Source organism: Acuticoccus sediminis (assembly GCF_003258595.1).
GTDB classification, from domain to species: domain Bacteria; phylum Pseudomonadota; class Alphaproteobacteria; order Rhizobiales; family Amorphaceae; genus Acuticoccus; species Acuticoccus sediminis.
Genome location: NZ_QHHQ01000002.1, coordinates 41472 through 67909, shown reverse-complemented (window position 1 = coordinate 67909; position 26438 = coordinate 41472). Strand labels below are relative to the sequence as shown.

25 protein-coding genes are annotated in these 26438 nt (G+C 65.2%); 3 read left to right on the top strand and 22 right to left on the bottom strand.

Annotated features, from left to right (window positions below):
• Positions 1–165: 165 nt before the first annotated feature.
• The 10 genes from ftsH to DLJ53_RS08550 form a co-directional block, all read right to left on the bottom strand.
• Complete coding sequence (gene ftsH / locus DLJ53_RS08595) at positions 166–2067, bottom strand: ATP-dependent zinc metalloprotease FtsH (RefSeq protein WP_111344335.1); 1902 nt, start codon at positions 2065–2067, stop codon at positions 166–168.
• 275 nt (positions 2068–2342) lie between these two features.
• On the bottom strand, positions 2343–3068 hold the full coding sequence (locus tag DLJ53_RS08590) for a DUF2238 domain-containing protein (protein ID WP_111344333.1): 726 nt from the start codon (positions 3066–3068) through the stop codon (positions 2343–2345).
• On the bottom strand, positions 3065–3721 hold the full coding sequence (locus DLJ53_RS08585; RefSeq protein WP_111344331.1) for a methyltransferase family protein: 657 nt from the start codon (positions 3719–3721) through the stop codon (positions 3065–3067). The genes DLJ53_RS08590 and DLJ53_RS08585 overlap by 4 nt, the downstream gene beginning before the upstream one ends.
• 23 nt (positions 3722–3744) lie before the next feature.
• Positions 3745–4008, bottom strand: a complete 264-nt coding sequence (locus DLJ53_RS08580) for a DUF2933 domain-containing protein (protein ID WP_111344329.1) — start codon at positions 4006–4008, stop codon at positions 3745–3747.
• A 66-nt stretch (positions 4009–4074) separates the two neighbouring features.
• Positions 4075–6432, bottom strand: coding sequence for a heavy metal translocating P-type ATPase (locus DLJ53_RS08575; protein WP_367197751.1), 2358 nt, complete (start codon positions 6430–6432; stop codon positions 4075–4077).
• A gap of 383 nt (positions 6433–6815) precedes the next feature.
• Complete coding sequence (locus DLJ53_RS08570; protein ID WP_111344325.1) at positions 6816–7475, bottom strand: RNA polymerase sigma factor; 660 nt, start codon at positions 7473–7475, stop codon at positions 6816–6818.
• A 315-nt stretch (positions 7476–7790) separates the two neighbouring features.
• Positions 7791–8741 (bottom strand): DMT family transporter, encoded by a 951-nt coding sequence (locus DLJ53_RS08565; protein WP_111344323.1) that lies wholly within the window; start codon positions 8739–8741, stop codon positions 7791–7793.
• Between the two features lie 157 nt (positions 8742–8898).
• Positions 8899–9702: a TVP38/TMEM64 family protein gene (locus tag DLJ53_RS08560; protein ID WP_244935044.1), complete on the bottom strand. Its 804-nt coding sequence runs from the start codon at positions 9700–9702 to the stop codon at positions 8899–8901.
• 331 nt (positions 9703–10033) lie between these two features.
• Positions 10034–10423, bottom strand: coding sequence for a DUF302 domain-containing protein (locus DLJ53_RS08555; RefSeq protein ID WP_111344321.1), 390 nt, complete (start codon positions 10421–10423; stop codon positions 10034–10036).
• A gap of 89 nt (positions 10424–10512) precedes the next feature.
• Complete coding sequence (locus DLJ53_RS08550) at positions 10513–10917, bottom strand: hypothetical protein (protein ID WP_111344319.1); 405 nt, start codon at positions 10915–10917, stop codon at positions 10513–10515.
• Positions 10918–11253: 336 nt separating this feature from the next.
• Between DLJ53_RS08550 and glgA the strand changes: the two genes are divergently transcribed.
• A complete protein-coding gene (gene glgA, locus DLJ53_RS08545) occupies positions 11254–12807 on the top strand; it encodes a glycogen synthase GlgA (RefSeq protein WP_111346152.1) in 1554 nt (517 codons plus the stop codon).
• Between the two features lie 32 nt (positions 12808–12839).
• Positions 12840–13067 carry a DUF2934 domain-containing protein gene (locus DLJ53_RS08540; protein ID WP_111344318.1) on the top strand — a complete coding sequence of 76 codons (228 nt, stop codon included), beginning with the start codon at positions 12840–12842 and terminating at the stop codon, positions 13065–13067.
• Between the two features lie 119 nt (positions 13068–13186).
• Here DLJ53_RS08540 and DLJ53_RS08535 read toward each other — a convergent pair whose 3' ends face one another.
• The 4 genes from DLJ53_RS08535 to DLJ53_RS08520 all read right to left on the bottom strand — a co-directional run bounded on the left by DLJ53_RS08535 (position 13187) and on the right by DLJ53_RS08520 (position 16875).
• On the bottom strand, positions 13187–14083 hold the full coding sequence (locus DLJ53_RS08535; protein WP_111344316.1) for a DMT family transporter: 897 nt from the start codon (positions 14081–14083) through the stop codon (positions 13187–13189).
• A complete protein-coding gene (locus tag DLJ53_RS08530) occupies positions 14080–14424 on the bottom strand; it encodes a hypothetical protein (RefSeq protein ID WP_244935068.1) in 345 nt (114 codons plus the stop codon). The genes DLJ53_RS08535 and DLJ53_RS08530 overlap by 4 nt, the downstream gene beginning before the upstream one ends.
• 241 nt (positions 14425–14665) lie before the next feature.
• On the bottom strand, positions 14666–15325 hold the full coding sequence (locus DLJ53_RS08525) for an RNA polymerase sigma factor (RefSeq protein WP_111344312.1): 660 nt from the start codon (positions 15323–15325) through the stop codon (positions 14666–14668).
• 599 nt (positions 15326–15924) lie between these two features.
• Positions 15925–16875: a 1-phosphofructokinase family hexose kinase gene (locus tag DLJ53_RS08520; RefSeq protein WP_111344310.1), complete on the bottom strand. Its 951-nt coding sequence runs from the start codon at positions 16873–16875 to the stop codon at positions 15925–15927.
• Positions 16876–17540: 665 nt separating this feature from the next.
• Between DLJ53_RS08520 and DLJ53_RS08515 the strand changes: the two genes are divergently transcribed.
• Positions 17541–18530, top strand: coding sequence for a LysR family transcriptional regulator (locus DLJ53_RS08515; protein WP_111344308.1), 990 nt, complete (start codon positions 17541–17543; stop codon positions 18528–18530).
• Here DLJ53_RS08515 and DLJ53_RS08510 read toward each other — a convergent pair.
• The 8 genes from DLJ53_RS08510 to trbE are packed head-to-tail and all read right to left on the bottom strand — an operon-like array spanning position 18472 to position 26429.
• Positions 18472–18705: a DUF2274 domain-containing protein gene (locus tag DLJ53_RS08510; RefSeq protein WP_111344306.1), complete on the bottom strand. Its 234-nt coding sequence runs from the start codon at positions 18703–18705 to the stop codon at positions 18472–18474. The genes DLJ53_RS08515 and DLJ53_RS08510 overlap by 59 nt on opposite strands.
• Positions 18702–19880 carry a TraB/TrbI/VirB10 family type IV secretion system protein gene (locus DLJ53_RS08505; RefSeq protein WP_111344304.1) on the bottom strand — a complete coding sequence of 393 codons (1179 nt, stop codon included), beginning with the start codon at positions 19878–19880 and terminating at the stop codon, positions 18702–18704. Before DLJ53_RS08505 ends, DLJ53_RS08510 begins: the two co-directional genes overlap by 4 nt.
• Positions 19877–20854 carry a P-type conjugative transfer protein TrbG gene (gene trbG / locus DLJ53_RS08500; RefSeq protein ID WP_111344302.1) on the bottom strand — a complete coding sequence of 326 codons (978 nt, stop codon included), beginning with the start codon at positions 20852–20854 and terminating at the stop codon, positions 19877–19879. The genes DLJ53_RS08505 and trbG overlap by 4 nt, the downstream gene beginning before the upstream one ends.
• Positions 20851–21540, bottom strand: a complete 690-nt coding sequence (gene trbF / locus DLJ53_RS08495; RefSeq protein WP_111344300.1) for a conjugal transfer protein TrbF — start codon at positions 21538–21540, stop codon at positions 20851–20853. The genes trbG and trbF overlap by 4 nt, the downstream gene beginning before the upstream one ends.
• On the bottom strand, positions 21537–22889 hold the full coding sequence (gene trbL / locus DLJ53_RS08490; protein ID WP_111344298.1) for a P-type conjugative transfer protein TrbL: 1353 nt from the start codon (positions 22887–22889) through the stop codon (positions 21537–21539). Before trbL ends, trbF begins: the two co-directional genes overlap by 4 nt.
• 3 nt (positions 22890–22892) lie before the next feature.
• Complete coding sequence (gene trbK-alt / locus DLJ53_RS08485) at positions 22893–23177, bottom strand: putative entry exclusion protein TrbK-alt (protein WP_111344296.1); 285 nt, start codon at positions 23175–23177, stop codon at positions 22893–22895.
• Between the two features lie 29 nt (positions 23178–23206).
• On the bottom strand, positions 23207–23977 hold the full coding sequence (gene trbJ / locus DLJ53_RS08480; protein ID WP_111344294.1) for a P-type conjugative transfer protein TrbJ: 771 nt from the start codon (positions 23975–23977) through the stop codon (positions 23207–23209).
• Positions 23964–26429 (bottom strand): conjugal transfer protein TrbE, encoded by a 2466-nt coding sequence (gene trbE, locus DLJ53_RS08475; RefSeq protein ID WP_111344292.1) that lies wholly within the window; start codon positions 26427–26429, stop codon positions 23964–23966. Before trbE ends, trbJ begins: the two co-directional genes overlap by 14 nt.
• Between the last annotated feature and the right edge of the window lie 9 nt (positions 26430–26438).

The window sequence follows — 26438 nt, the reverse complement described above, 5'->3', positions numbered from 1 at the left end:
TCTGAAGTCCTTACAGTGGAACCTCGCGCAGACGCGGCTGCCGTCCTTCTGGTCACTCGGAAAGCGCTTCCGAGGCCCCGGAGTGCCCCTTCATGCTCCAGGCAAGCGGGAGCCTACCCGTGCTCTCCAGGCTTCGGTCGGGGCTCGCCCTGGGCCAGGTTTCCATCATCCGTGCTGGACAGCAGTGGCTGCGGCCATGCGGACGCCGGACGGGGTGTCGGTCCCGCCACCCACATCGCGTTCGACGGATCGGCCGATCGTCTCCAGGTCTCCGGACGAAAGCGTTTCCTGATTCAACAGGCTCTCCGCCGCACGGCCAAGCAGGTCGCGGTTCGTCGAAAGTATCGACACCGCGCGCTGGAACGCCGCGTCGACCAGCTCGCGGACGGCGGTATCGATCGCCGAGGCCGTTTCCTCGCCGTAACGCCGCGGCTGCCAGCTCGCGCCGCCGGCTCCGCCCAGGAAGGGCGCGGCGTCCGTCTCGTAGGCGACCTGCCCCAGCTTGGGGTCCATCCCGAACCGCGCCACCATCCCCCGCGCGATCTCGGTGGCTTTGACGAGGTCGTCGGCCGCGCCAGTCGACACCTCGTCAAAGACGAGACTCTCGGCGGCCCGCCCGCCGAGGAGGACGGCCATGCGGTTCATCAGCTCCTTCCGGTCCATCAGAAAGCGATCCTCGAGCGGGCGCTGGATGGTGTAACCGAGGGCCGCGACACCGCGCGGAATGATCGACACCTTCTGCACCGGATCGACGCCCGGCAGCGCCATCGCGACCAGGGCGTGCCCCATCTCGTGATGGGCGACCACGTCGCGCTCGTGCGGGTTCAGGAGGCGGTTCTTCTTCTCGAGACCGGCGACGATGCGCTCGATCGCCTGCGTGAAGTCGTCCAAGGTGATGCTCTCGGCGTCGCGGCGGGTCGCCAGCAGCGCCGCCTCGTTGACCAGGTTCGCCAGGTCGGCCCCGGTGAAGCCGGGCGTGAGCGCCGCCAGATCTTGGACCGGCAGGTCAGGGGCCAGCTTCACCTTCTGCAGGTGGACTTTCAGGATTTCGCTGCGGCCTTGCTTGTCGGGCCGGTCGACCAGCACCTGGCGGTCGAAGCGGCCGGCGCGCAGCAGGGCCGGATCGAGCACTTCCGGGCGGTTCGTCGCCGCCAGCAGGACGGTGCCGGCGCTCGGGTCGAAGCCGTCCATTTCGGAGAGTAGCTGGTTAAGCGTCTGCTCCTTCTCGTCGTGGCCGCCGCCCGGCATCATCGCGCCGCGGGCCCGCCCGAGCGCATCGAGCTCGTCGACGAAGATGATGGCGGGCGCCTGCTTGCGCGCCTGCTCGAACAGGTCGCGGACGCGGGCGGCGCCGACGCCGACGAACATTTCGACGAACTCGGAGCCGGAGATCGAGAAGAAGCGCACGCCAGCTTCGCCCGCCACCGCCCGCGCGAGCAGGGTCTTGCCGGTCCCCGGCGGTCCCACCAGCAGCACCCCCTTCGGCATGCGCGCGCCGAGCCGGCCGTAGCCCTGGGGGTCCTTGAGGAAGGCGACGATCTCCCGCAGCTCGTCCTTCGCTTCGTCAACACCGGCCACGTCGGCGAAAGTCACCTTGGTGTCCTTCTCGACATACACCTTGGCCTTGGACTTGCCGATGGCCATCAGGCCGCCCCCTTGCCCCATCGCCATCGGCCTGATCAGGAACATCCAGAGCAGGACGAAGAGGAGCATCGGCATGAGCCAGCTCAGGACGCTTTGCAGAAGACCGGGGCCCGGCTCGCCGGAGAAGGTGATCCCCTTGCTGGCCAGGGACTCGGCCAGATCCTGCGGGACGCGCTCCACCGTGAAGTGCTGCGGCTGGCCCTCCTGCATCGCGCTCTGACCATCCGTAGTCTTGTAGGCGCCGGTGATCCGGTCGGGGCCGACCACCAGGTCGGTGACATTGCCCTGGTCGACGAGCTGCTGGAACTCGCTATAGGGGATCGTCTCGATGTGGGTCGGCTGGAACAGCAGTTGCTGGATCCAGATCACCGCGAGAGTTGCGGCGATGACGTACCAGAAATTGATCTGATGCTCGCGTTTCATGGTTCGGCTTCATGGTGCTGTGTATTGCGGTGCGGCGCGCAGCCGGCGAGAGCGGATAGTTCCGAAATGGACCCCGGAACCTCAGCCGTATATCGGCGGTGGACATTTCCGAACTCGTCCAGCGCCGCGCGCGCCGCCGCAAGGGCGCCGAAATTTCCGAAAGGTCTCCGCATCATCTCCTCCAGGTTTCCCGGCCCCGGCGGGGTCGATCCTTGGCTTCGGCCGCCGTCAGCCGCATGCCGTGGCGCCCGCGATCCCGAGAGCCCTTTTCGGCCTCATGCGATTCGTTCCGCGAAGCGGTTCCAGCGCGCGAGGCTGCGCTTCGAACGCCGCATGTAAAGGGCGCCGAAAAGGCCGCCGAGAAGGCCGCCCAGCCCGTCCACGATCAGATCCCACATGGTATCATCGAGCGGCGCCATCACAGGCGATCCCTGCGCACCGGCGCCCAGGGTGGCGTCCGCCCCGAATTCGGCGATCTCCCAGAGCGCCCCCGCGCCGAGGGTCAGCAGGAAGATCGCAGTGAGGTTCAGGACGAAGCCAGTCCGTATTCGACAGGTCATTCTCAGCGCATAGATTGCCAGGAACGAGATGATCGCCAGCAGGCCGGAATTGCCGCAGTGGATCAGCTTGTCATAGAACGGCAGCGTTCCGTAGAGGTCGAGAAGTCGGCCGAGTGTCATGTCGGTGACCAGCCACCAGAGGACGAACAGTTCGATCTCGACGGGAATGGTCAGCCTGCTCGAGCGCGCGAGCAGGGAAGGCGCAAGGATGAGCGTCAGCGCGCCGAAACAGAGAAGTCCGTAGAGAACCGCGCCCTCCAGAAGGTGGAAGGCGGCCGTCGCCAGAATGAGGGCGCGCAGCAGCCAGGCGAGCCGGATCTCCCACGGCGTGGCCACGCCCGGCTCGTCGCGTTCGGCCTCCGCCGGGCCGGAACCGTGCCGCGGCGCCGCCTCCGTCTCCCGACGAGGCCCCGATGCGTGCGCAAGGCCGCGGAGGCTCACGACGGCCTCCGCGCCGACAGTCGGCCCAGCCTCGGGATGAACCTGGGCACGTCGGCCATGTAGCGGCGGTAGTCCTCACCGAACTCGGCCAGCGCCGCCCGCTCCTCGCCCTTCGCCAGGCGCACATACATGAAGACGAGCACCGGGAACATCGCGAGCGTCAGCAGCGTCGGCCATTGCAGCAGGAAGCCGAACATAACGAGGATGAAGCCGACATATTGCGGGTGGCGCACATAGGCATAGGCGCCGGTTGTCGCGAGCGTGCGGCGGCGCTGCGCATCATAGAGCACCTTCCAGCCGGCCGAGATCAGCACGAAGCCGCCGCCGATGAAAGCAAAGCTCAGCAGGTGGAACGGACCGAAATGAGGGTTGGCCTCCCAGCCGAAGAGCATCTCGAGGAGATGCCCGGCATCGTGCGATAGCCAGTCCACGCCAGGATAGTTGCTCTGCAACCAGCCCGAGAGCAGGTAGATGGTCAGCGGGAAGCCGTACATCTCCGTGAACAGCGCCACCAGGAAAGCGCTGAATGCGCCGAAGGAGCGCCAGTCGCGGCCCGTCCTCGGCTTGAAGAAGCTGAAGGCGAAGAGGATGAAGATCGCCGAGTTCAATACGACCAGGAACCAGAGGCCGTAGGCGGGGGCGCTTTCGGTCATCGCAATACGTCCGTTCCGTAGGTTCAGTGGCGATGGTCGCCGGGTTCCCGGCCGCCTCCCGGCGGAGGGCCGTTTTCGTCGCTGCCAGACCCGTGACCCCCATGACCCCCATGCATGAAGAAATGCATGCCAATGCAGAGACCGAGGAGGAGCAGCAGCGGCCCGACACCGCTAAGGTGCGCCCAGTGTTCGGAGACGAGGTAGAAGCCGCCCACGGCGAGGAAGACCAGCAGGACCATGTTTGCGCGCGAGGCGAAGAATCCGCGCCGGTTCTCTCCATGATCCATGCTATCCTCCCACGCTGCACGCAGCGTCGCTGCGCAATCTGAAGATCGTCGCCGCGTCCCGGCAGCTCATCCGACCGCCTCCGCAGGGCGGGCACTTACCGCCGCGTCGGGCCCGCCGCGATCAATGCCCTCCAATCGCGTGCGCTTGAGTAGCAGGGCGTTGACCGCGACCAGCGCCGAGCTGCCCGACATGGCGAGCGCCGCGACCTCGGGGCTGACGACGAGGGGATAGAACACACCGGCGGCCATCGGAAAGGCGACGACGTTGTAGGCGACCGCCCAAAACAGGTTCTGATGCATCTTGCGCAAGGTCGCGCGCGACAGCTCGATCGCGCCGACGATGTCGTAGGGGTCGCTCCTCATCAGCACGACGTCGGCGCTCTCCATCGCGACGTCGGTGCCGGCGCCGATGGCGAAGCCGACGTCCGCCTGGGTCAGCGCCGGCGCGTCGTTCACGCCGTCGCCGACCATGCCGACCCGCTTGCCCTGGGCCTGCAGCTCCTTGACCTTGTCGGCCTTCTGGCCCGGCAGTACGTCGGCGAGCACGATCTCGATGCCGAGCTCTGACGCGATACGCTTGGCGGTGCCCTCATTGTCGCCGGTCAGCATCGCCACTTCGACGCCGCGCTCACGCAGCTTGGTGACCGCCGCCTTGGCGCTCGGGCGTGGCGCGTCGGCGATGGCGACGAGGCCGAGGATGCGGCCGCCGCGGGCGACATGCACCACCGTGCGACCGGCGCCCTTGAGCCGCTCCGCTTCCTCCGCGAGCGCGCCGAGCTCGATCTTCTCTTCATCCATGAGCCGGCGGTTGCCGAGGAACACCGTCTCGCCTTCAATCTCGGCTCGCGCGCCCTTGCCCTCCAGATTGAGGAAGGCGCGCGTCTCCGGCACGTCGAACCCCTCGGCCCGCTCTACGATCGCCAAAGCGAGCGGGTGGTCGGAGCCGCGCTCGACCGCTGCCGCCGTCCACAGAACCTCGTCCTCCGTCCGGCCTGCGGCCGCGACGACCTCGACGACGCGCGGTTGGCCCATGGTCAGCGTGCCGGTCTTGTCGAAGACGATGACATCGAGCTTGGTCGCGTCCTCGAGAGCGCCTGCGTTCTTGAACAGGATGCCGTGCGTGGCGCCGAGCCCGGTGCCGACCATGACGGCCATCGGTGTCGCCAGCCCGAGCGCGTCCGGGCAGGCGATGACGAAGACGGTGATCGTCAGGGTGAGGGCGAACAGCAGCGGCGAGCCGATCCACCAGAACCAGGTCGCGAAGGTCGCGAGTCCGATCAGGATGGCGATCAGCACCAGCCATTGCGAGGCGCGGTCGGCGAGGAGCTGGGCTGGCGCCTTGGAGTTCTGCGCCTCCTGCACCAGCTTGACGATCTGCGCCAGCGCCGTGTCGGCGCCGACCTTTGTCGCCCGGTACTTGAAGCTGCCGCTCTTGTTGATGGTGGCGCCGATGACCTGATCGCCCGGCCCCTTGTTCACCGGCATCGATTCGCCGGTGAGCATGGATTCATCGACCAGCGATTCCCCTTCGACCACCTCGCCGTCCACCGGGATCTTGTTGCCCGGCCGGATGATCACGGTCTCGCCGGCCTGGACCTCCGAGGTCGGGACTTCGACCTCGCGTCCGTCGCGCACGACCGTTGCCATCGGCGGGGCGAGATCGAGCAGCGCCCGGATCGCCGCCGAGGCGCCGGCGCGCGCCCGCATCTCCAGCCAGTGGCCGAGCAGGATGAAGACGAGCAGCACCGCCACGGCCTCGTAGAACTGCACGCCCGGGAAGAAGAAGGTCGAGCCGACGCTGAAGACGTAGCCGGTGCCGACGGAGAGCACGACGAGCACCGCCATGTTGAGCACCCCGTTCCTGAGCGCCCGCCAGGCGGCAGTGAAGAACGGCCAACTCGGATAGACGATCGCGATGCTACCGAGGAAGAAGAGCCACAGATCGAGGTCCAGGCCGAAGGGTGGCGCAGGCGGTGTGAATATGCCGCCCATCGGCGAATAGATGAAGATGGGTATGGTGAAGACGAGCGCGATCCAGAACCGGTTGCGCATGTCGCGCACCATGGCGGCCATGTCCATGCCGGACCCATGGCCCATCTCGTGCGCCATCTCGTCCTGCGCCGGCGTTCCTCCGCCGTGGCCCCGGTGGCTCGTCGGCGCGGGCCTCACCTCCGCTGGCGCCGCCGGCTCGCACACATGCCGCGGCGTCACGCTCCCGCGGCAGCGAAAGCCGCAAGAGTTCACCTTGCGCCGCAGCCTCTCGACGCTCGTGATTGTCTCGTCGTAATCGACGGTGACGCTGCCGGAGGCAGGGTTCGCCGAGGCCCGACGAACACCCTTCTCGGCGCTCAACTGCTTTTCGAGGCCGAGATGATCGAGCTCTTCGAAGAGGCCGCCCACCTCAAGTGTTACCGTGCTCAACACCAACCTCCCAGGACCCGCGGCTCATGATGCATCGTAGATCGACAGGCGCCGCGACGAGCGGCACCTGTCTTCTGCCTGATCCCTGGATCTCAGCTGCCGCAGCAGCAGCCCTTCGACTTGCCTTGCGCCGCCTCTCGCGTCTTCGCCCGCTGGTCCGCCGAAGACTGTTCGGGTGCGGCCGAGGGCATTGCAGTCGCGGGCTTCGCCGAGTGGGCTGGCGAGGGCTCTCCATGACCGCAGCAGGAACCCTCGGCCCGAGTCGCCGAATCGACGTTCGAAACCTTTGTATCTTTGTGCATCGCCATCATCCTTTCACATGCGTCCGCGCCTTGATCGCGGCCGGACCGCCCTTCAGTCCTAAAGACGCGACGACGTACCCGGCATTACAGTTCATTGTTGTCCGTCAGCCTCTCGCGGCGCCGTCGTGCACGTTCGGCCTCTTCGCAGCGGCAGTCGAGGAAGCCGTGGATCGGGCAGGTCAGGCACATCTCCTCCAGCCGCTTCTTCAGCGCCTGGCGGCCGCGGTGGAGCCTCACCGTGACGTTGTTCAAGGTGACTCCGAGGCTGGCCGCCACCCGTTCCCGCGGCTCTCCCAGCAGGTCCACGCGCCAGATCACCTCGGCGTAGTCCGGCTTGAGCGTGGGCAGGAGCTTGTAGAGACAGTTGCACACCGCCTCGTCGAGCTCCTCGTCAGCCTCGATCTTCAAGGCTTCAATGTCGTTCGGATTCATCACCGCCTCCCGCTGCCGCCGCCTGGTGGACCGACGCTGATGGTCGACGATGGTCGTGGCGAGGATCCGGCTCAGCCAGCCACGGACCGACCGCACGTCGCGCAACTGGGTCGACCGCTCGATTGCCCGCAGCATGAATGCCTGCAAGACGTCCTCGGCGGCTTCGGAGTTGCCCAGTCGCCGTTGCAGAAAGCTCAGGATCTGCCGACGACTCTCCACGAGCGCCCGACGCACGGCAGCATCAGCCGCCTTAGTTGCCGCGTCGCGCTCATCGTCGGCGCTTAAGCGGTCGTCCGGATCGTCGCCAGTCATCGTCCACCTCCTATCCTTCAGACGCCCAGCCTACCGACGCCTTACACCGGTGGCGTCTAACGAAGGGACGAGCTTTGACGCCGGGCCTCGGTGGACGCAGCAATATTGGAGCAGGGGGCGCAAGGCACGCCCTAACGGAGCATGCGGAACGGCGGGGACCAAGATCAGGAGATGCCAACGCTCCGGACAGGCGCGCAGGATGTGGACGGCACTGCGAACGGATCGCCAGAACGATATACGCCGAGCCGAGTGAAACGAGAATCGCGTTGTCACAGATCGTTCAGCCAAGGCTGCTTGTCGAGACGGTCTGCGCCGTCAGCATGGATAGGTGGTGCAGCCCTGGAACGCCCGTCCCTCGGCCGCGGCGGTGGCTTCGCCACGGCGGTGGGCCCAGGCCACCAGGGCGATCGCCGCGAGCACCAGGGCGAATCCGACGAGGTGGACCCAGTGGAAGGCCTCGCCGAGCCAGACGTACGACACCAGCAGACCGCTGGCCGGCATAGCGCCCATGAAGCCCGACGCCGTGCTCGCCTGGACCGACTTGAGGCCGTAGAACCACAGCATCGTGCCGATCCCGAAGGGGCCGACTCCCCACCAGGCGAGAGCGATCCACTGCTCGGTGCTGGGGGTTGCGAAGTCAAACTGCGCGGCCTGAAAGAGGCCGGGCCCCGCGAACAGGGCCGCGGCGGTCCAAGCGGCCAGCGGAATCAGCAGGACCGGCCGCACCTCCTTGGTGACGCGCTTGGCGAGGAGGGAGTAGGCCGTCGCGCTGGCTACTGCCCCTAGCACGAGCAGACTGCCGATGACCGACCCCCAGACGCCCTGGCTGCCCAGCTCGGCGCCCCAGGTGTTGATGATAACGACTCCGGCGATCGACAGGCCGACCGCCCCGATCTTGGCCGGACCAAGTTCTTCTCCCAGGAACCAGGCCGCGCCCAGGGCGACGGCGGCGGGGCTGGTGCTCATCACCACGGCGCCGATGACCCCGCTGACGAGAGTCATGCCGCTGAGCAAAAACAGGCTAAAGGCGACGAGACCGATGGCGCCGATTCCCCCTATCAGCAGCCAGTCGCGCCGGCTGATGCTGCGCAGCTCGCGTCGGTAGACAATCAGTAGCGGTGTGGTGAGCAGGGCCGCCAGCGATAGCCGCAGGAACGGCGCCAGGAAAATTGGGAACCCGTCAGTCACGACCTTGGCCGTCGGCGTTCCGCTCCCGAAGACGGCCATTCCGAAGAACAGCGCCGCAAAGACCCCGACCTCTCGCATTCACTGATCTCCCTTGCTCTCCGAGCATCTTGGTAGCCAATTCAGCGGCGGAAGATTTTTGCATTGCGACATGAATATTATAAGACCACGAACAACGGGATCAGAATCCAAAGTAGACCCATGGTGCCCATGCCTTACATTCCCTCATATACTTCCATCATCGTGTCTCTCCTTTCCGCGAGCTTTCCTGTGACCGAGCACGGCTGGCGGTCTCCCGCGCCGTAACGTCTGACGGCTGTCCGGCGCTCAACAAGCGCTTCAAGGCCGATCGGTAGCGCGCCGGGATAACTTTCCACCCGACGGGCAGCAGCGTGATGAACCCGAGCACCAAGACGGTGACGCCGGCGCGCCACAAGTCGCCGGAAGCGAGCTCGTCGCCGAAATGCGCGAGCAGAAAGCTCGCTGGAATAATGCCGAGGAAGGTTGCGACGGCGAAGCGCCAGGTTCTGAGCGGCGTCAGACCGGCGGCGTAGCTGATGATGTCGAAGGACAGGAACGGCATCAGCCGCGTCGCGAATACGACGGCCATCAAGGCAGTTTGCGACCCTACGAAGCGGTGCAGCGCGCCTGTGGGCAGGCGTGCGCCGAGCCATGCCCTGAGCGCGTCATACCCGATGAGGCGGGAAATGCCGAAGGCGACCAGGGCGCCCGTTTCGGAACCTATGGCGACATAGAGCGCGCCCCAGAAATGCCCGTAGGCCGCGCCGGAAGCAAGTGCGATCGGGGCGCTCGGGATCGGGCTCATGACGATGGCCACGGTCATCAGGCCGATGATCAGAAGCGGGCCCAGGGGGCCGAGCCGCATCACCGCCTGCTCGAGCGCCTCGCCATCGAGCAGGCGGTCCAGCATGCCGGTTCGCCACAATAAGAGAGACGTGACTAGAAAGATGGCGAACACCGCCAGCCCGGCGATGATGCGTGTCCAGGACAGACTGGATCTAGCGGCCTGCGTCTCGCTCACACGGGACCTTGGTGACTTCGGTCAGGGAGCCGTTTCCATCGAACGGACTCGACCCTGACGTCTTCGACTCCGAACTCCCTGGGCCGGGTGATGCGGCCGGCGGTGTCCATCCGTGGCGGATGTCGCAACCGAAAAGATGGAGATGCCGCTCCCTCCCGTCTGGTCTGGTCCCGGTCCATCTCCTCCCGAATACACCGCCCACCGTACAGGCTGGGCACCGCTGGACTTTCGAGCCCCGGGCCATCGTCTGGCTGAAGCGCCCGTCATCGCCAGCGTCGAACTGGACCACGCTCATGGAATCACCTTGGCTTCTTGGCGGCCACTCGCGACGTCAGAGTCTCTCGATGACCAGCTTGAGCTTGTCGCGGACGGCTTCGGCGATGCGGGCCAACTCAGGATTGTCGACGGCCTGCATAGACGCCGCCGGGTCGACCGCGGCTACCTCGACACCACCGTCCTCGGTCGCCTGGACGATGACGTTGCAGGGCAGCATGGTGCCGATCTTGTCCTCCGCCTGGAGTGCCTGATGCGCCAGTGATGGATTGCAGGCCCCCAGAATGCGGTAGTCGCGGAAGTCCTTGCCGAGCTTCTTCTTTATCGTAGTCCGAACGTCGATCTCCGTCAGGATACCAAAGCCCTCGTCCTTCAGAGCGTCGGTTACCTGGGCGACCACCTGATCGAAGCCCTTCCCTGACAGGGTCTTTGCGAAATAATATGTCATCGGTCGTCCGCCCTTCTATGTGCAAGATGCTCCATATTCTACTTGGGAGCGGCAACCACATGTCTGATGCGACCGCCGCTTTCCAAGCGTTATTGTTGCTCGTTCATCTCCATCATCATCTTCTGCTGTTCGAGCATCTGCTCCATCATCTGCTGCATCATGCCCAAATGCTCGCGCATACGGGTCATCATCTCAGGCGCCGCCGCACCCATCATCTCCTGCATCTGCTCGCCCATCATCTCGATGTGCTCACGCATGAGCTGGCGGCGCTCGGCGGGGTCCTTCGTCTCACGGGCCTGCTGCATCAATTCCTGCATGCGCTCGAAGGCAGGCCCGGGCATCTGCTGTGTCTGGCCCTGCTGCGGCTTTGTCTCGTGCTGGGCTGCCCATGCGCCGGTTGCGGCGAGGGCGGTGACACCAACGGCCACGGCCAGGGCTTTCAGGCCCGGCAAACGCAAGCCATTCGAATGGGTCGAAGTGGAGTGTAGGGTCATGATCGCTCTCCTTTTGGTCTGGTCGGAAGACGCTGCGCCGGGGGATGCCTCTACGCGCCCGGCTCGGCATCGAATCCTTCAGACGCCCGTCCCGCCGCCTCGTTACACCGGTGGCGCTGAGTACCAACGGCGAGCTTCGAGACTGGGCCTCTGTGGCCGCAACAATGTCGGAGTAGGAGGTGTAAGGCGCGCCCAGTTCGAACGTCTCTAGTTGGTGACACGCTGTCCGCTCAGGTCGCTCGACCGATAGGCAGCACCAATGGTTCAAACGGTAGGCCTCGGGTGCCCCTGCGGGCCGCCGCCGGAGTGTCTCCAGAAGGGCCGATGGGGTTTCTCATGCGTATCTTGTTCGTCACCTCCGAATGTCATCCCCTGATAAAGACGGGCGGGCTGGCCGACGTTTCGGCCGCCCTCCCGGCCGCCTTGGCCGAGCGCGGAATCGACATTCGCGTGATGATGCCCGGCTACCCTGACGCGTTGGACCGGGTCGACCATGTCGGGCCGGCGATACCGCTCGGCGACCTGCCGGGCGAGGATCGCGCCCGTCTTTTGCCTGCGCGATCTCCGGATTCCGGCATGCCGCTTTGGCTGCTCGACTGTCCCAGGCTCTATCGTAGGAATGCCGGCCCCTATCAGGATTTGGATGGCCGCGACTGGCCGGACAACGGTCTCCGATTCGCCGCGCTGTGCCATGCGGCTGTGCGCGTCGCGTGCAACGCAGCGGGACTCGGTTGGCGGCCGGAACTGATCCACACGAATGACTGGCATACCGGACTGGTGCCGCTGCTCTTGGCTGACTCCGCAAGATCGCGTCCGCCCGTCGTCTTCACGATCCACAACCTGGCCTTCCAGGGCCTCTTCGCTGCCGATGCATTGCCGCTTCTGGGCCTCCCCGGCGACACCTTCTCGCCTGAAGGAGTCGAGTTCTATGGTCGGATCTCCTTCTTGAAGGCGGGGCTTCGCTATGCCGATCGCCTGACCACGGTCAGTCGGACGTACGCACGTGAAATACAAACGCCGGAGTTCGGCTGCGGTCTGGACGGACTGCTCCGCCAGCGCTCGCGGCATCTCCTGGGAATACCCAACGGCGCCGACTACGGTCTCTGGGATCCAGCGGAGGACTCAAGCCTGCCGCGTCGGTACAGTCTGGCCGAAATCGGTCGCAAGCGAGATTGCAAGGCCGTCTTGCAATGCGAACTCGGTCTGGACGTGGAGCCGGAAACGCCTCTCTTCGCCTTCCTCAGCCGCCTGACCGAGCAGAAGATGGCCGACACTGTCGCAGAGGCTGTGCCCTGGCTCATCGCGGCGGGTGCCCAGTTTGCCCTGCATGGACAAGGCGACCGCGCCCTGGAAGAGCGATTCAAGGCATTGGCAGAGCAGTATCCGGGGCGCGTTTCCGTGCAGGTAGGCTACGAAGAGCGATCCGCGCGCCGTCTTCTGGCGGGCGCTGATGTTCTGCTCCATCCGTCGCGTTTCGAGCCCTTCGGCCTGGTGCCAATCTATGCTCTGCGCTACGGCACCCTGCCCCTCGTGCGGAAGGTCGGCGGGCTGGCCGATAGCGTTGTCGACGGTTCCACGTCGAATGTCGATGGGGAAGCGACGGGGTTCGCGTTTTCGGGTGACACCCTTGAAGACCTGCTCGGCTGCCTGAGACGCGCCCTCGACACGTTCGGGCAGCCGGTGGCGTGGCGCCGGATGCAGCGTCACGCGATGCGGCAGGATTTCGGCTGGCGAGGACCGGCCGAAGAATATCTTGATCTCTATCGGACGCTCACCGAATCTCGCGCAGAGCAAGACTTCGCCGAGCCCGGGCCCGGGCGTGGCCTGTGGTCCGACCGGAGCTTCCTGCCATCTCCCCCGCCGATGCGAGCACGCACAGCGAAGGGCTGAAGTTAGTACCCACTCATAAAAGGAGACACATCATGAGTGACGATCTGAATGCGAAAGTCCGGGAGCGCGCCTATGCCATCTGGGAACGGGAGAACCGGCCCGAAGGCAAACACCTCGATCACTGGCTCTGCGCCCAGGCGGAGATCGAAGCCGAGCAATCGCCCGTAGGGGACCAGCCGGCGTCTATGCAGACCGAGTCGATAGACGCGGCTGAATCCGCATCTGGAGGAGGCGGCGGGGCCAAGAAGCGATCCAGCTGAGCCCGGTGTAGGTCCGTCCGGTCGCTCTGGAAAGCTTGCTTCTTCTTCGTCGACATCAACGCGGACGAGTATGAGACGGGTCCGGAGTGACTGGACCTTTGGGAATTTTCGGCCGCGGCCTACACAGCGACTTTTTCGGCTGATCTCGTTCCGTGGCGCGAGACCAGACCGACCGCGAGGATGACGAAGACAATACCGGCGAGTTGCGGCCACTCCAAGGTTTCGTCAAAGAACAGAGCGCCGATCGTCAGACCAAAAATCGGGATTAGAAAGCTGAAGGCATTGGCCCTGTTGAGCGGCGTCTTCTCGAGCACCGAGAACCACAGCCAGTAGACGAGCGCCGTGCCGAGCAGGCTGAGCGCGAGGAGGATGCCGACGAACGTAAACGACCATCTGACCGTTGCCGGCTCCTCCGTGGCCCAGGCGATAAGAACGAGGGGGATACTGCCGATCAGCATCTGCAGTCCCATGGCCATGAGGGGATCGACCTTGCCCGCGATGCGCTTGATCACGACGTTGCTGACGGTGACGCCCAACGCGGCAAGGATGATATAGGCAACGCCGAAAATGTAGCTCTGCTGCCCCGGGGCTACAAATTGGGGCGCGGCGATGCTGAGAATGCCGATGAAGCCCAGGAGCAGCCCCGTGATCCCCCGTGCCGTGAGTCGTTCATCGAGGATCAGGCCTGCCAGCATCGCCGCCAGCAATGGCTGGGTGTTGGCGATCACCGTGGCGATGCCGGGCGAGACGAACTCCGCAGCATGAAACATCCCCAGGAAGCCCAGGCTCGTCGCTCCCAAGCCTACGATGGCCAACATCGCCCAGTGCGGCAAACCCTTGGGCAGCGGCCGATGCAGCGCGAGGGCGAGCATAGTCAGCGTAAGGCCTGCCAGGAGCGCGCGCATCGCAGCGAAGGTCAGGTGCGGAGCGAGGTCCAGACCGGCGGTGATCAGGGGGAAGCAGGCAGCCCAAAGCAGCATGACCAGAATGATCTGCGCGATCGTTACGGCAGTCATCTCTGAAGGATCTCCTTTTCTGGCCGTCCGCCAAGAAACTGTCCGGCGATACAATCCGCGGCGATCATGATTCCGTGACCGGAACTTCGCGGATAGGCGACAAGCACGACGGTTCCGAATACTCCGCAGCGCTCGTCGACGCCCGTCTGATCTCTGGCCTTCGTGCGATTTGCATTGACCACCGCTGCTCGCTGACGGGGCGCCCAACTTGTATTGAATGCGGCGCGGCGACGCTCCTTTCCGCAGGACCAAGGCGACAACACGCGTCTCCCGCGGACACTCAGGTGACGGACGATGCGGTTGATCACACCATCTTTTCCCGCGGCGTCATGACCTTCGATCAGGACGAGGACCTTGTCGCGCAGCGGATGAAGTGCTTCCGAGCTTTGCCAGTTCGAACGTTCGAACTACAGACTGTGGAGAACGGCTCGGTAGTCGCCCTCCACGGTCTGGTTGTCGGCAGCCGATGGTGCATCCGGCGACGCGCTCTTGAAGTTTTCTTGGCCATGCGAATTACTGATGGGCCGGGCAACGCAGCGCGGAACCTCCCGCTTGATGGAAGCGGCCCGCGCCAGATATCAATCAAAGAGACGCTTCGGTGATGGCGGCATTACACGCTGGTGCATCTCGTCCGCCCCGATGGCGCCCGTGGGACTCCGGCGCGCAATCGCAGTTCCCGAATCCGCCAACACAGCACGCCCCACAGCGCTCCTCGATCTTCTCCTTCAGGGCCCGGCGCGCCCGATGCAGCCGGACACCGATATTGTTGGTGGTGAGACCGAGGTCGACCGCGATCCGCTCGCGCGACTCCTCCTCGAGATCGGCCCGGCGAATGATCTCGGCATAGTCTGGCCGGAGTGTTGGAACGATGTTCCGGACGCAGCTGCATGGATTTTCAAGCTGGACCGTTCCCGGTTGAACCACCGGTTCTGGAGCCTCCGCTTCGTATGCGGCCTCGGCCCGCTGCCGCGCCGCCCGGCGCCGATAATAATCGGTCAGCGTGTTGCGCAAGACCCGACTGAGCCAAGCGTCGATCTTGCCGGTGGTCTTAGGCTTCTCCGTGGCTCGCACCACTTTGAGGCAGAAGTCCTGGAAGGCATCTTCGGCATCCTCCTGACGGCTCAGGCGCCGTCGGAAAAAGCGCACGAATTCCGATCGGCACTCCGTCAGACGCTGAAGGGTAGCAGCGTCGGGAGCGACGCTTTGGGATGGGACAGGATCAGGGCGTGAAAGGGCTGTCATTGTGATGACTCCATGCGCAGAGGATGGTCGAGCGGTATCGCGACGCGCAGGGAGTATCGAAGCCCGCGGGCGCGTCGGTCAGACGTGCACAGGGAGACGGGGCGGGCGGAATTGACGATCGCTGATCGTGGATCGCTGGTAACGCGGCGGTTGGGGAATCCAACCGCCGGATTGCGGTGCGTGGAAGACGGTAGAAGAGCCCACCGGGAGAAAAGCGCAGGACGCCGGCGAGTGGCAGTGGGATACCGTAGGCGATGTGCCGAGCGTTGCGTCACTGGGCGGATCGGAGACGAGTAACACACCGCTCGCTACGGCCGTCTCCGTCCCGGCGGCCGAAGGATCGGCGTGGGCCATGTGGAAACTCAGACCGGCTATAATCAGCAGGGACAGGAGGAACATCACCCAAGCTCGGGGCGCGCTCCTTCTGAATCGCTCTCGATTGTAGTGGTACATCGAACTTCGCACAGACCATCCATCTTCGGCAAGCTTATGCCACAAAGATAGCTTCGTTATTGATCGAGATCAAACGGCGGTGCGAGACGGGCTTCCTGAGACCTTTGAAGACCTCTACAACACGGTCGGGCTTTCTTGCAGGTTCGTCACGATTCTGTCGCAATCGCTCGCACCTGGCTGCGCATTCCCTCATAGAGTCGTTCGACGTCCTCCCGCCGACACAATCCCGTACCGGCTGATAGGACGGCGGCAGCGCCGGCGGCCATGCCATAGGCGAATGCGTCTTCGGAATCGCGCCCTTGAGCCAAGCCTAAGGTCATGGCCGCGGTAAAGCTGTCGCCGGCACCGACGGCACTTTTTGCAACTACGTCGGGCGCGGCCAGGCGCAGCATGCCTTGGCTGGTCGCGAGCAGCGCACCATCACGGCCCAAGGTCAGCGCGACCAGTTCGGCCACGCCCGAGCCGATCAGCTCTCGCGCCGCTTGCTCCTGCGACGCCTGGTCGGGAAGCTTCCGATCGACCAGGGTCTCGAGTTCACCGAGACTGGGTTTCACCAGATGGACGCCGCGTGCGAGCCCGGCACGAAGCGCGCTTCCCGAGGTATCGAGCATAAGCTTGGCGCCCTTGCGGCGGGCGAGGTCCGCCACGGCGACGTAGAAATCATCGGGGACGCCGCGCGGCAGGCTGCCGCTCGCGACGAAGTAGTCGCAGTCAAGATCCTCCAGCGATTCCAGGAACACTCGCCATTCCGATTCCCCGACCAAGGGGCCAGTGGGCACGAAGCGGTATTCCTGGCCGCTCGATCGCTCATAGACTGCGTGGCTGATGCGGGTGTGGTCCTGGATCGGGACGCGCCGCCGCGGGATGGCCGCGGCGTCGAGCAGGTCGTCGAGAACGCCGCCGGTGGCGCCGCCTGCGAGATAGATGGCGAGCGTCGGGCCGCCGAGTTCCTGGACGACCCGCGCGACGTTGATGCCGCCGCCACCCGGATCGTAGCGTTCGTCCGAGGTCCGGATCTTGTGGATAGGACGTACGACCTCCGCCTCGGCGGCGCCATCGACCGACGGGTTCAAGGTCAATGTGACGATGGCTTTCATCTCATAAATCCTCACGATCGTCGTGCTACAGGGTGGCGGCGCAGTTCAAGTGCATGGCGGCATGCAGGATTTCCCACCGGGATTGGCAAGACACATCTAAACCGACGCCACCACCCTGAGGCGGGTCGCGGCGATAGCTAGAAGGACGGCGCTCGTGCGTGTCCATTACGCCTCGGCATAATGACAAGCTCGGTTGCCCGGACGTACGAAGCGCTCTCAGGAGGGAGAAGCACGGCGTCCCAAAAACGTAGTCCCGGCCCTCCCGACTGTAAGACCGGCGCTACCTTTGGCGTCCTTATCTTCGACATGCGCGATCAACGGTGCGGCCAAGTTCCGATCCGACCTGCATTTGCAGTGGCGCTGCAAAGCCGTCTCAACCTGTTCTTCCGTGATCTATCGGCGCGAGATCTATTGGCTTTGCTTCGCCGGAAGTCGCTGGGGTATCCACTAACGCAGCCTCGCAGGGGACGGTCCTTCCATCCTCGTCCATCGGCGAAGTGCGAAATCATGACCACACAGCCGCTGAAACAAGAGTTCGAGATGTTCCTCAACGCCGCATGGCCAAACCGGGATATCGCCTATCGAGAGGAGGAGCATTCCAGAATTACGGATCCGGAAACTGCGCAAATCTAACTCTAAATAGACAAAAGCAGCGACAGCGACGAATGACGATCGATGTGCGACATCTCGATTACCTTGTCGCCGCCGCCGAGAGCGGGAGTTTCCGACGGGCCGCAGAAGCGCTTCATGTGCGACAGTCGAGCGTCAGCCGGGCAATCCGACAACTCGAGGATGATCTGGGTGTCTCGCTGTTCGAACGACGAGCTACGGGTGCACATCTGACGGACGCCGGACGGCGCCTACTGCACGAGGTGCGACCAGCGCTAGAGCAACTTGAGTTCGCCCGCAAGGCAGCGACCGCCGCTGGCCGCGCGGAGATCGGCGTCGTGCGCGTCGGGATTCTCACTTCGCTCGCCGGAGGATTCTTAAGGGAACTCGTTCGCTACTACGGCCACCGGCACCCTGAAATCACGATCGACATCCGGGATGGCGGCCGTAACGATCATGTCAGCGCGATCAGGAGACGAAAGCTGGATGTGGCGTTCGTGACCGGAGATCGTGGCATTGCAGATTGTCAGATCGCGCCACTTTGGGAGGAGAGGGTTCACGTCGCGCTTCCTGAGGGACATGACTTGGCCGGCAGAAGGCAGGTCGACTGGCCCGACCTGCAAAGCGAGTGCTTTATCGTTAGCCGGTCTGCGCCCGGACCGGAGGTGCACGATTACATCGTCCGCAGGGCGGCCGACTATAGCACCTACCCGAAGGTCCTTTACAAGGCGGTGGTGCAGGAGACACTGATGAACCTCGTTGGCCTTGGGCAGGGGATCACGTTGGTGTCTGCCGCTTGGGCGGATGTAAAGTTCCCCGATCTCGTGCTGCGTCCTTTGAGCGATCCGGCCGACATCGTGCCGTTCAGCGCCGTCTGGTCCCCGGCGAACGATAATCCCGCCCTGCGTCGTTTCATCAGCGTCGCCCATACCTTGGCCGGACGCGTTCGGCGTGGCACCTCCGATTGGGCATCGGAAGCGCTGGCGCTCACTCGAACTGGGCGCGAGTCTTCCGCAAGCGGGCAAAAGCCCGATCCGTCGCCATGAATCGCTTCAGCATGGGCGGAATGAGCTTAGTCGGTTCCGGCGTTGCCTGACCCGTTTCCCGGGCCATGATCTCCGCATAGGCGAGAAGGTCGCGATGGACCTCCGGGGCAAGCTCCACGGTCAGTTTGATGGGCTTGTCGTCAGGAACTGACGAGAGCTTCAACTTAACGGTCATGGCTCAGTTTCTCCATACGGTTCGAGCATGAGATCCCTGGTGACGATGACGCGGACCGGGAAGCCCGGCCTGATCGTCAGCGTCGGTGCGACCTGCAACTGGCGCTGGACGATCTGTTGTCCGGCATCGTTGACCGTGTCCTGCGCGCCGTTGCGGATCGCCTGGATCAGGCGGCCGTCGTCGTCCATGGTGAGTTCGGCTCCGACCGAAAGCAGCGTGGAGAGCCCGGCGGCCTTGGCCAGATCCCACCAGTGGTAGTCCACCCCGTCCTCCAGGCCGGCATAGCCTTGGGTGTCGGCCCCCGGTTGGCGTTCCAGGACGATGGAGCGGCCGTTGGGAAAGATCAGCCGGTTCCAGACGAGGAGCACGCGTCTATCACCGAAGCCGACGTCATTGCTGTACTCGCCGATGATGCGTGTGCCCTGCGGGATCAGCACCATGCTGCCGGTCGGACTGTCATAAATGTGCTGGGTGACCTGTGCCGTGATCTGCCCAGGGAGATCGGACCGGATGCCGGTGATCAGCGCTGCGGGAATGACCGAACCCGCTTGAAGCACGTAGGGTGACGCTGGCGCCATCACCCGATCGGGCGCGACGGTGCGACGGTCCACGGGACCATTGAGGAAAGCGAGATCGCTGTTCTGAGCGGCTGACGGCTGAGCGCCGAGGTTAAGCCCTGCGATCGTTGGCGTTGGGGTTTCGCGCGCTGCACCCGGTGCGGTCTGGAAGAAGACCCGGCTCGTGCGCGCCGCCTCTTCCTCGGCCAGGCGACGTTGCTCCTCTGGATCGACAGCAGGTGCGTTGATTGCTGGCGGCGGGACAGGTTGCCCGCGCTCCTGAGCGTCAAGAATCGGACGACCGAGATCGCCGGGCAAAGCAGGACCGAGCATGGGACCGGTATAATCGCTGGGCAACTCGTTGAGCCCATCGGCAGTGTTGCGATTTTCGGTCGAATAGAGTTCGTCACCGCCGTTTCCGTTCTCCGGTGCCTGGAGCGCGTAGATCAGGGCGCCACCGACACCGAGGGCCGCGACCAGGACGAGGCCCGCCACAACACGCCGAGACAGCCGCGTCACGCGCGGGGGATTTCCCCGCAACCGCATCGGTTCGGCGGTATCGGCGGACGTCGATTCGAGCGGCGCGCTTTCTTCCCTGTTGTCGTCGACATCGCTCATGATGCTGGCCTCCCGTCGGTACGTACGATCCTGACGGTCTGTCGCCGGTCGCCACTGCCAAGGCGTAGTTCGGCGGCCGCAAAGATACGGTCCACGATCAGGATGTTTCGGTAGATGCGGCTGTTGACGATTTGCGGCTCGCCGTCGGAGCCGAGCACGAAGAGCGGCGGCATCTCGCCCTGCACGATCCCGGTGGGGAAGACGATGTAGACCCGCCGCCCGTCGTCGAAGACCGAGACCGGCCGCCAGGGCGGGCTGTCGCCCTGCAGGCCGTAGCGGTAGTGGCGTGCGGAGGCCGCCGGAATCCTAGGGGTGGTCGGTGTCGCGCGCTGTGTGGCGGGCGGCTGCGGATAGGCCCAGGCGACGGCCGGCATATAGGGATCGTCGCGCGAGCGCAGCTCGATCATATAGGTCCGGCGATCGGTGGTGATCACCAAATTGGTCGCGATGTCTGGCCGCGTCGGCTTGACGAGGATATGGACGCGCCGGGATGTGCCCGAACCGCTCTCCGTGTCACCGATGATCCAGCGGGCGGTGTCGCCGGCGGCAATCGGCCCGGCGCCGGTCAGCGCTTCACCCGGTTCGAGCGCGATATTGGTGATCTGGCCGGGCGTGGCATAGACCTGATAGAGTGCGCCCTCGCTCCAGGGATAGATCTGGATGGCGTTATAATAGCCTTCCTGTCGGGGTTCGACACGCGCGGCCGCATTGGCATTCTCGACCTTGCCGGCCGGCGTGGACGCATCCGGGCCACCTCGCGCGACCGTCCAGGCCGGCGGCGTCTGGAGCGGACGCGGGCGTTCGTCGGTCGCGGGGCGCTCCACCGTTGGCAGCGGCGGCACGCTGTCGTCGTAGCTGATCTCGGGCGGACGGTATGTGGCGCATCCGGCGAGCGTCGATGCGGAGATCAGTGCAAGCACGGGTCCGGCTTTACGGAAAGCCGGAAGTGCGGGTTTGCGGACAATCGTGCTCATTGGCCCATCTCCCGCGACCAGTTGATGGCGTTGACGTAGATGCCGAGCGGGTTGGCGCGGAGCCTCTCGGCGTTGCGCGGCGGCTGGATGACGATGGTCAGGATCGCCGTCCATCGCTCGGTGGTGGAGAGCTGGCCGTTCTCGTAGTGGCGTTCGGTCCAGGCAACGCGAAAGGAATTCGGCGAGGCGCGAATGACGCTTGAAACCTCGACTGCGATCTGCTGACGCCCGACCCGCGTGAACGGGTCGTTGGCACGGGCATAGTCATTGAGGGCGAGTGCGCCGCGATCGGTGGTGAACTCGTAGGCGCGGAGCCAGTTCTGGCGCACGATGATCGCGTCGGCGGGGATCGCGCGCACCTGCTCGATGAAGCGCGCGAGATGGAAGGCGATCTGCGGATCGCTGGGCTCGAAGTCGGCTGCCGCGGGGCCGACCGCGTGCGCCTCGCCGAGATTGTCGACCTCGACGACCCAGGGCACGACCGAACCGGTCGTCGATTGCCAGACCAGGGCGCTCGCGAAGCCGCCGGAGAGGATGAGGCACCCAAACGCCATCAGCCGCCAGTTGCGCGCCTGGACCCGCGCCGACCCGATGCGCTCGTCCCAGACCTGGGCCGCGCGCTGATACGGTGTCTCGGGATCAGCGGACTTGCCGTAATGGGTGGTGGATCTCTTGAAGAAGCTCATGAGCGATTCCCCTCGGAGAGATTGACAGAACTGGCGCCGCCATGGCTGTCGCCCGAGCGCACCGCGTGGGCGGCGGCCTGGACGCCATGGGAAAGGCGCTGCGAGCGCTTCATGCGCTTCGCCCAATCAGGCGCACCGTCAGTGGGTGTGGATGGGATTGCGGCGGACCCCGCCGTGCTGCCGCCGTCGCCCAGTGTCCCGCCGGTCGTCTCGAATGCCGATCGAGCGCCCGACTGGAAACTTTGCCCTGCGCTCTCGGCAGCCCTCGTGCCGGCGCGGCGCAAGGGAGAAGTCGCTGCGCGTGCGCCAGTGCTCGCAACCGCGCCGAGACCGGACCCAACGCCTGCCACGCCGGATTGCCCGGCTGAACCGAGACTATAAGCGGTCGCCGCTCCACCTGCTGCTGCAGCACCGCCGCGCGCAGCGGCGGCCGTACCCAAGAGCGCCATGCTGCCGCCACGCGCAGCGAGACCGGCTGCGCCCACACCTGCGAGAGCGGCACCGCCGACGGCCAGGCCGGTGCCAACGGCGGCGCCTGCGCCGAGCTGCGGTCCGCCGGAGACGAGGCCGTTGGCGATGCCCGGGCCGAAGATGCCGAGGCCGAGCAGCGACAGAGCCGCGAGCACCACGGCCATGGCCTCGTCGATCGTCGGCGTGACGCCGCCAAACCCGGCGGTGAACTGTGAGAACAGGGTCGAGCCGATACCGATGATCACTGCCAGCACCAGAACCTTGATACCCGACGAGATCACGTTGCCGAGCACGCGTTCGGCCATAAAGGCGGTCTTACCGAAGAGGCCAAACGGGATGAGGACGAATCCGGCGAGCGTCGTCAGCTTGAACTCGATCAGCGTGATGAAGAGCTGGATGGCGAGGATGAAGAAGGCGAGCAGCACCAGCGCCCAAGCGAAGAGCAGGCAGGCGATCTGGACGAAGTTCTCGAAGAAGGCGACCCAGCCCATCAGGTCGGAGATGGATTCGAGCAGGGGCCGCGCGGCATCGAGCCCGGTCTGAGCGACACGGCCCGGCCGCATCAGGTCAGCGGCGGTGAAGCCGGTGCCGGACGCCATTAGGCCGAGGCCGGCGAAGCTCTCGAAGACAATGCGGGCGAGGTTGTTCCAATTGCCGATGATGTAGGCGAAGGCACCGACGAACAGGGTCTTCTTGACGAGCCGTGCAATGATGTCGTTGTCAGCGCCCCACGACCAGAACAGTGCCGCGAGCGTGACGTCGATGACGATCAGGGTGGTGGCAATGAAGGCCACCTCGCCACCGAGCAGGCCGAAACCGCTATCGATATAGCTGGTGAAGACCCCGAGGAAGTTGTCGATGACGCCGGTGCCGCCCATGGATCATTGATCCTCGTTGTTTCGTTCGGTGCCTGAGGGCGCGTGGCCGAGGAAGCGGTCTCGGGTCTCCGCCCATACCGCGAGGCAGTCGGCATCACGCACCGCCGCCTCTCCCAGCCGCTGGCAGCGGCGTTGTTCCGCCCGCAGTGGATCGACGGAGGGCGAAAGCGCCGGCGCGGACGCCGGCGGTCCCGGATCGTCCTCGCGCGTCATCTCGATCGCCGTCGCCGTGATGGCGAAGGCGATGAAGACGATCGCTCCGATCTGCGCGAGGGTCTTGCCGTCCATCTCTTCCCCCTTTCCGGCCCCTCGGCCCGTCAGTTGCCGTCGTTGAACATCTGCGCGTTGCCGGGCTGGTAACCGCTGCCGGGCGTCAGGAAGCGCTCGCGCTGAACGCGGCCCCGTTCGGCCGCCGCCGCGCGCTCGGCATCGGTGAGCGCCTGAGCCCGGCCGTTGGCGGCGACGACGGCGGTGAGGTCGGCGAGTTGCTGGGCCTGCAATGCGAGGAGTTGGTTGCCGGCCTGGGTCGCCTGCAACGCGCCCGTCGCGCCCTGGCTCTGGCCGACCAGCGCGGACATCTGTGCACGGTTGGTTTCGATATTGCCGACGACGCCGGCCTGGACACGCATCGCGTCCTGCAGACCGCCGACGGTGTTCTCCCAGCGTGAGCGCGCATCAGCGACGAGCTGCTGCTCGGAGGCGTTCATGTCGATATTGGCGTATTTCTGCTGGAAGGCCTGGTCGATCTGCTGGACGTCGAAGGCGATGTTCTGCGCCTGCTGAAGCAGGGACTGCGTTCTTCCCACCGCCTGCTGGATCTGCTGCAAGGAGGAATGCGGCAGGCTCGCGAGGTTGCGCGCCTGGTTGATGAGCATCTGCGCTTCGTTCTGAAGCGAGGTGATCTGGTTGTTGATCTGCTCGAGCGCCCGCGCCGCCTGAAGGACGTTCTGCGCATAGTTGGTGGGATCGTAGACGATCCAGGCCGCAGAGGCCGGCGGCGCCAGCACCATCGGCAGCACCGCGACCGGTGCGGCGATGAGCGTGGCGGCGAAGCGTGCAGCACGCACGCGAGGTTCACGAATCTTCATGGTCAGTCTCCTTCTGGGCTTGGGGGGTGAGATTGCTGAGTTCGGGAATGAGATCGGCTGCCCAGTCGACGCCGCGCTCGCGCAGCCAGGCGGCGAGGAAATCCTTGCGGTCATGTTCAGCGAGGACGCGCGCGATGGCGGTCTGATCGGTCTTGGCGGAGGTCGCGCAAAGCGCCAGCGCCACTTCGCTGAGGCCCAGTTCGAAGAGCCGGTTGCCGCGCCGCGACTGGCAGTAATAGTCGCGTTTGGGCGTGGCCCGCGCGAGGATCTCGATCTGCCGGTCGTTGAGACCGAAGCGGCGGTAGATCGCGGTGATCTGCGGCTCGATCGCGCGCTCGTTGGGGAGCAGCAATCGCGTCTGACAGCTTTCGATGATGGCCGGTGCAATGGCCGAGGCGTCGATGTCGCTGAGGCTTTGAGTCGCGAAGACGACGGAAGCATTCTTCTTTCGGAGGGTCTTCAGCCATTCGCGCAGCTGGCTGGCAAAGCCTTGGTCGTCGAGCGCCAGCCAGCCCTCGTCGATGATGATCAGGGTCGGCGAGCCGTGGAGCCGGTCCTCGATGCGGTGGAAGAGATAGGCCAGAACAGCAGGTGCCGCCCCTGTGCCGATCAGACCCTCGGTCTCGAAGGCCTGGACGCTCGCTTCGCCGAGATGATCGGTCTCAGCATCGAGCAGGCGCCCATAGGCGCCACCGACGCAGTAGGGCCTGAGCGCCTGTTTGAGATCGTTGGATTGGAGCAACACGGCAAGGCCGGTGATCGTGCGTTCCCCGGTGGGCGCCGAGGCGAGCGACGTGAGTGCCGTCCAGAGGTGCTCCTTGACCTCCGGGGTGATCTCGACGCCTTCGCGCAGCAGGATCGCCACGACCCAGTCGGCGGCCCAGGCGCGCTCGGCCGCCTCCTCGAGACGCGAGAGCGGCTGCAGCGAAACGCTCTGGTCATCGCCTTCGGTCAAACCGCCGCCGAGATCGTGCCAGTCGCCGCCCATGGCGAGCGCGGCGGCGCGGATCGAGCCTCCGAAGTCGAAGGCGAAGACCTGGGAACCGGCATAGCGGCGGAACTGCAGCGCCATCAGCGCGAGCAGCACGGACTTGCCCGCGCCGGTCGGGCCGACGACGAGTGTGTGCCCGACATCGCCGACATGGAGGGAAAACCGGAACGGGGTTGAGCCTTCGGTCTTGCCGAACAGCAGTGGGGGCGTCGCAAGGTGCTCGTCCCGTTCCGGCCCCGCCCACACGGCACTGAGGGGGATCATGTGGGCGAGATTGAGCGTGGAGACTGGCGGCTGGCGGACATTGGCGTAGACATGTCCCGGCAGCGAACCGAGCCACGCATCGACGGCGTTGATAGTCTCGGGCATCGCGGTGAAGTCGCGGCCCTGGATGACCTTCTCGACGAGGCGCAGTTTCTCGTCGGCGACGCGCGGGTCGGCGTCCCACACCGTCACCGTCGCGGTGACATAGGCGACGCCAGCATAGTCCGCTCCAAGCTCCTGGAGGGCGAGGTCGGCATCGGCCGCCTTGTTCGACGCGTCGGTGTCGACCAGCACCGAGGCCTCGTTGGTCATCACCTCTTTGAGGATCGCGGCGATCGACTTGCGCTTGGCGAACCACTGGCGCCGGATGCGGGTCAGAAGCTTGGTCGCATCGGTCTTGTCCATCAGGATCGCGCGGGTCGACCAGCGATAGGGAAAGGCGAGCCGGTTGAGCTCGTCGAGCAGGCCGGGAGTCGTCACCGTCGGGAAACCGGTGACCGTCAGGATACGCAGATGCTCGTCGCCGAGCCGGGGCTCGAGCCCGCCGGCGAGCGGCTGATCGGCGAGCAGTGCGTCCAGATACATGGGCGTCTCGGGCACTCTAACGCGGTGGCGTTTGGTGGAGACGCAGCCATGCAGATAGGTCAGAGTCTCGGCATCATCGAGCCAGTGGCATTCGGGCATGAAGGCATCGACCAGGCGCAGGACGCGATCGGTGCGGTCGGCGAAGCCGGTCAGGATTTCGTGCGCATCGACACCCTTGGTCTCGCGGCCTTCATAGAGCCAGCTCTCGGCGCGCGCGGCATCCTCGGCCGGCGGCAGATAGGTGAAGGTGAGGAAGTAGCTCGACTCGAAATGCGACCCGGCTTCCTCGAAGCTTGCCTTGCGCTCGGCATCGACCAGCGCGGAGGCGGGGTCGGGAAAGCGACTGTTGGGATAGAGGTTCGAGGGATGGCGCTGCGCCTCGACGAAGATCGCCCAGCCCGACCCGAGGCGGCGAAAGGAGTTGTTGAGCCTCCCGGCAACCGCGATGAGCTCTGCCGGGACCGCAGAATCGAGATCCGGTCCCCGGAAGCGCGCCGTGCGTTGGAAGCTGCCGTCCTTGTTGAGGACGATGCCTTTGCCAACGAGTGCCACCCAAGGCAAATAGTCGGCGAGCCGGGTGTTGCGGTTGCGGTACTCGGCGAGGTTCATCATCGGCGCGCG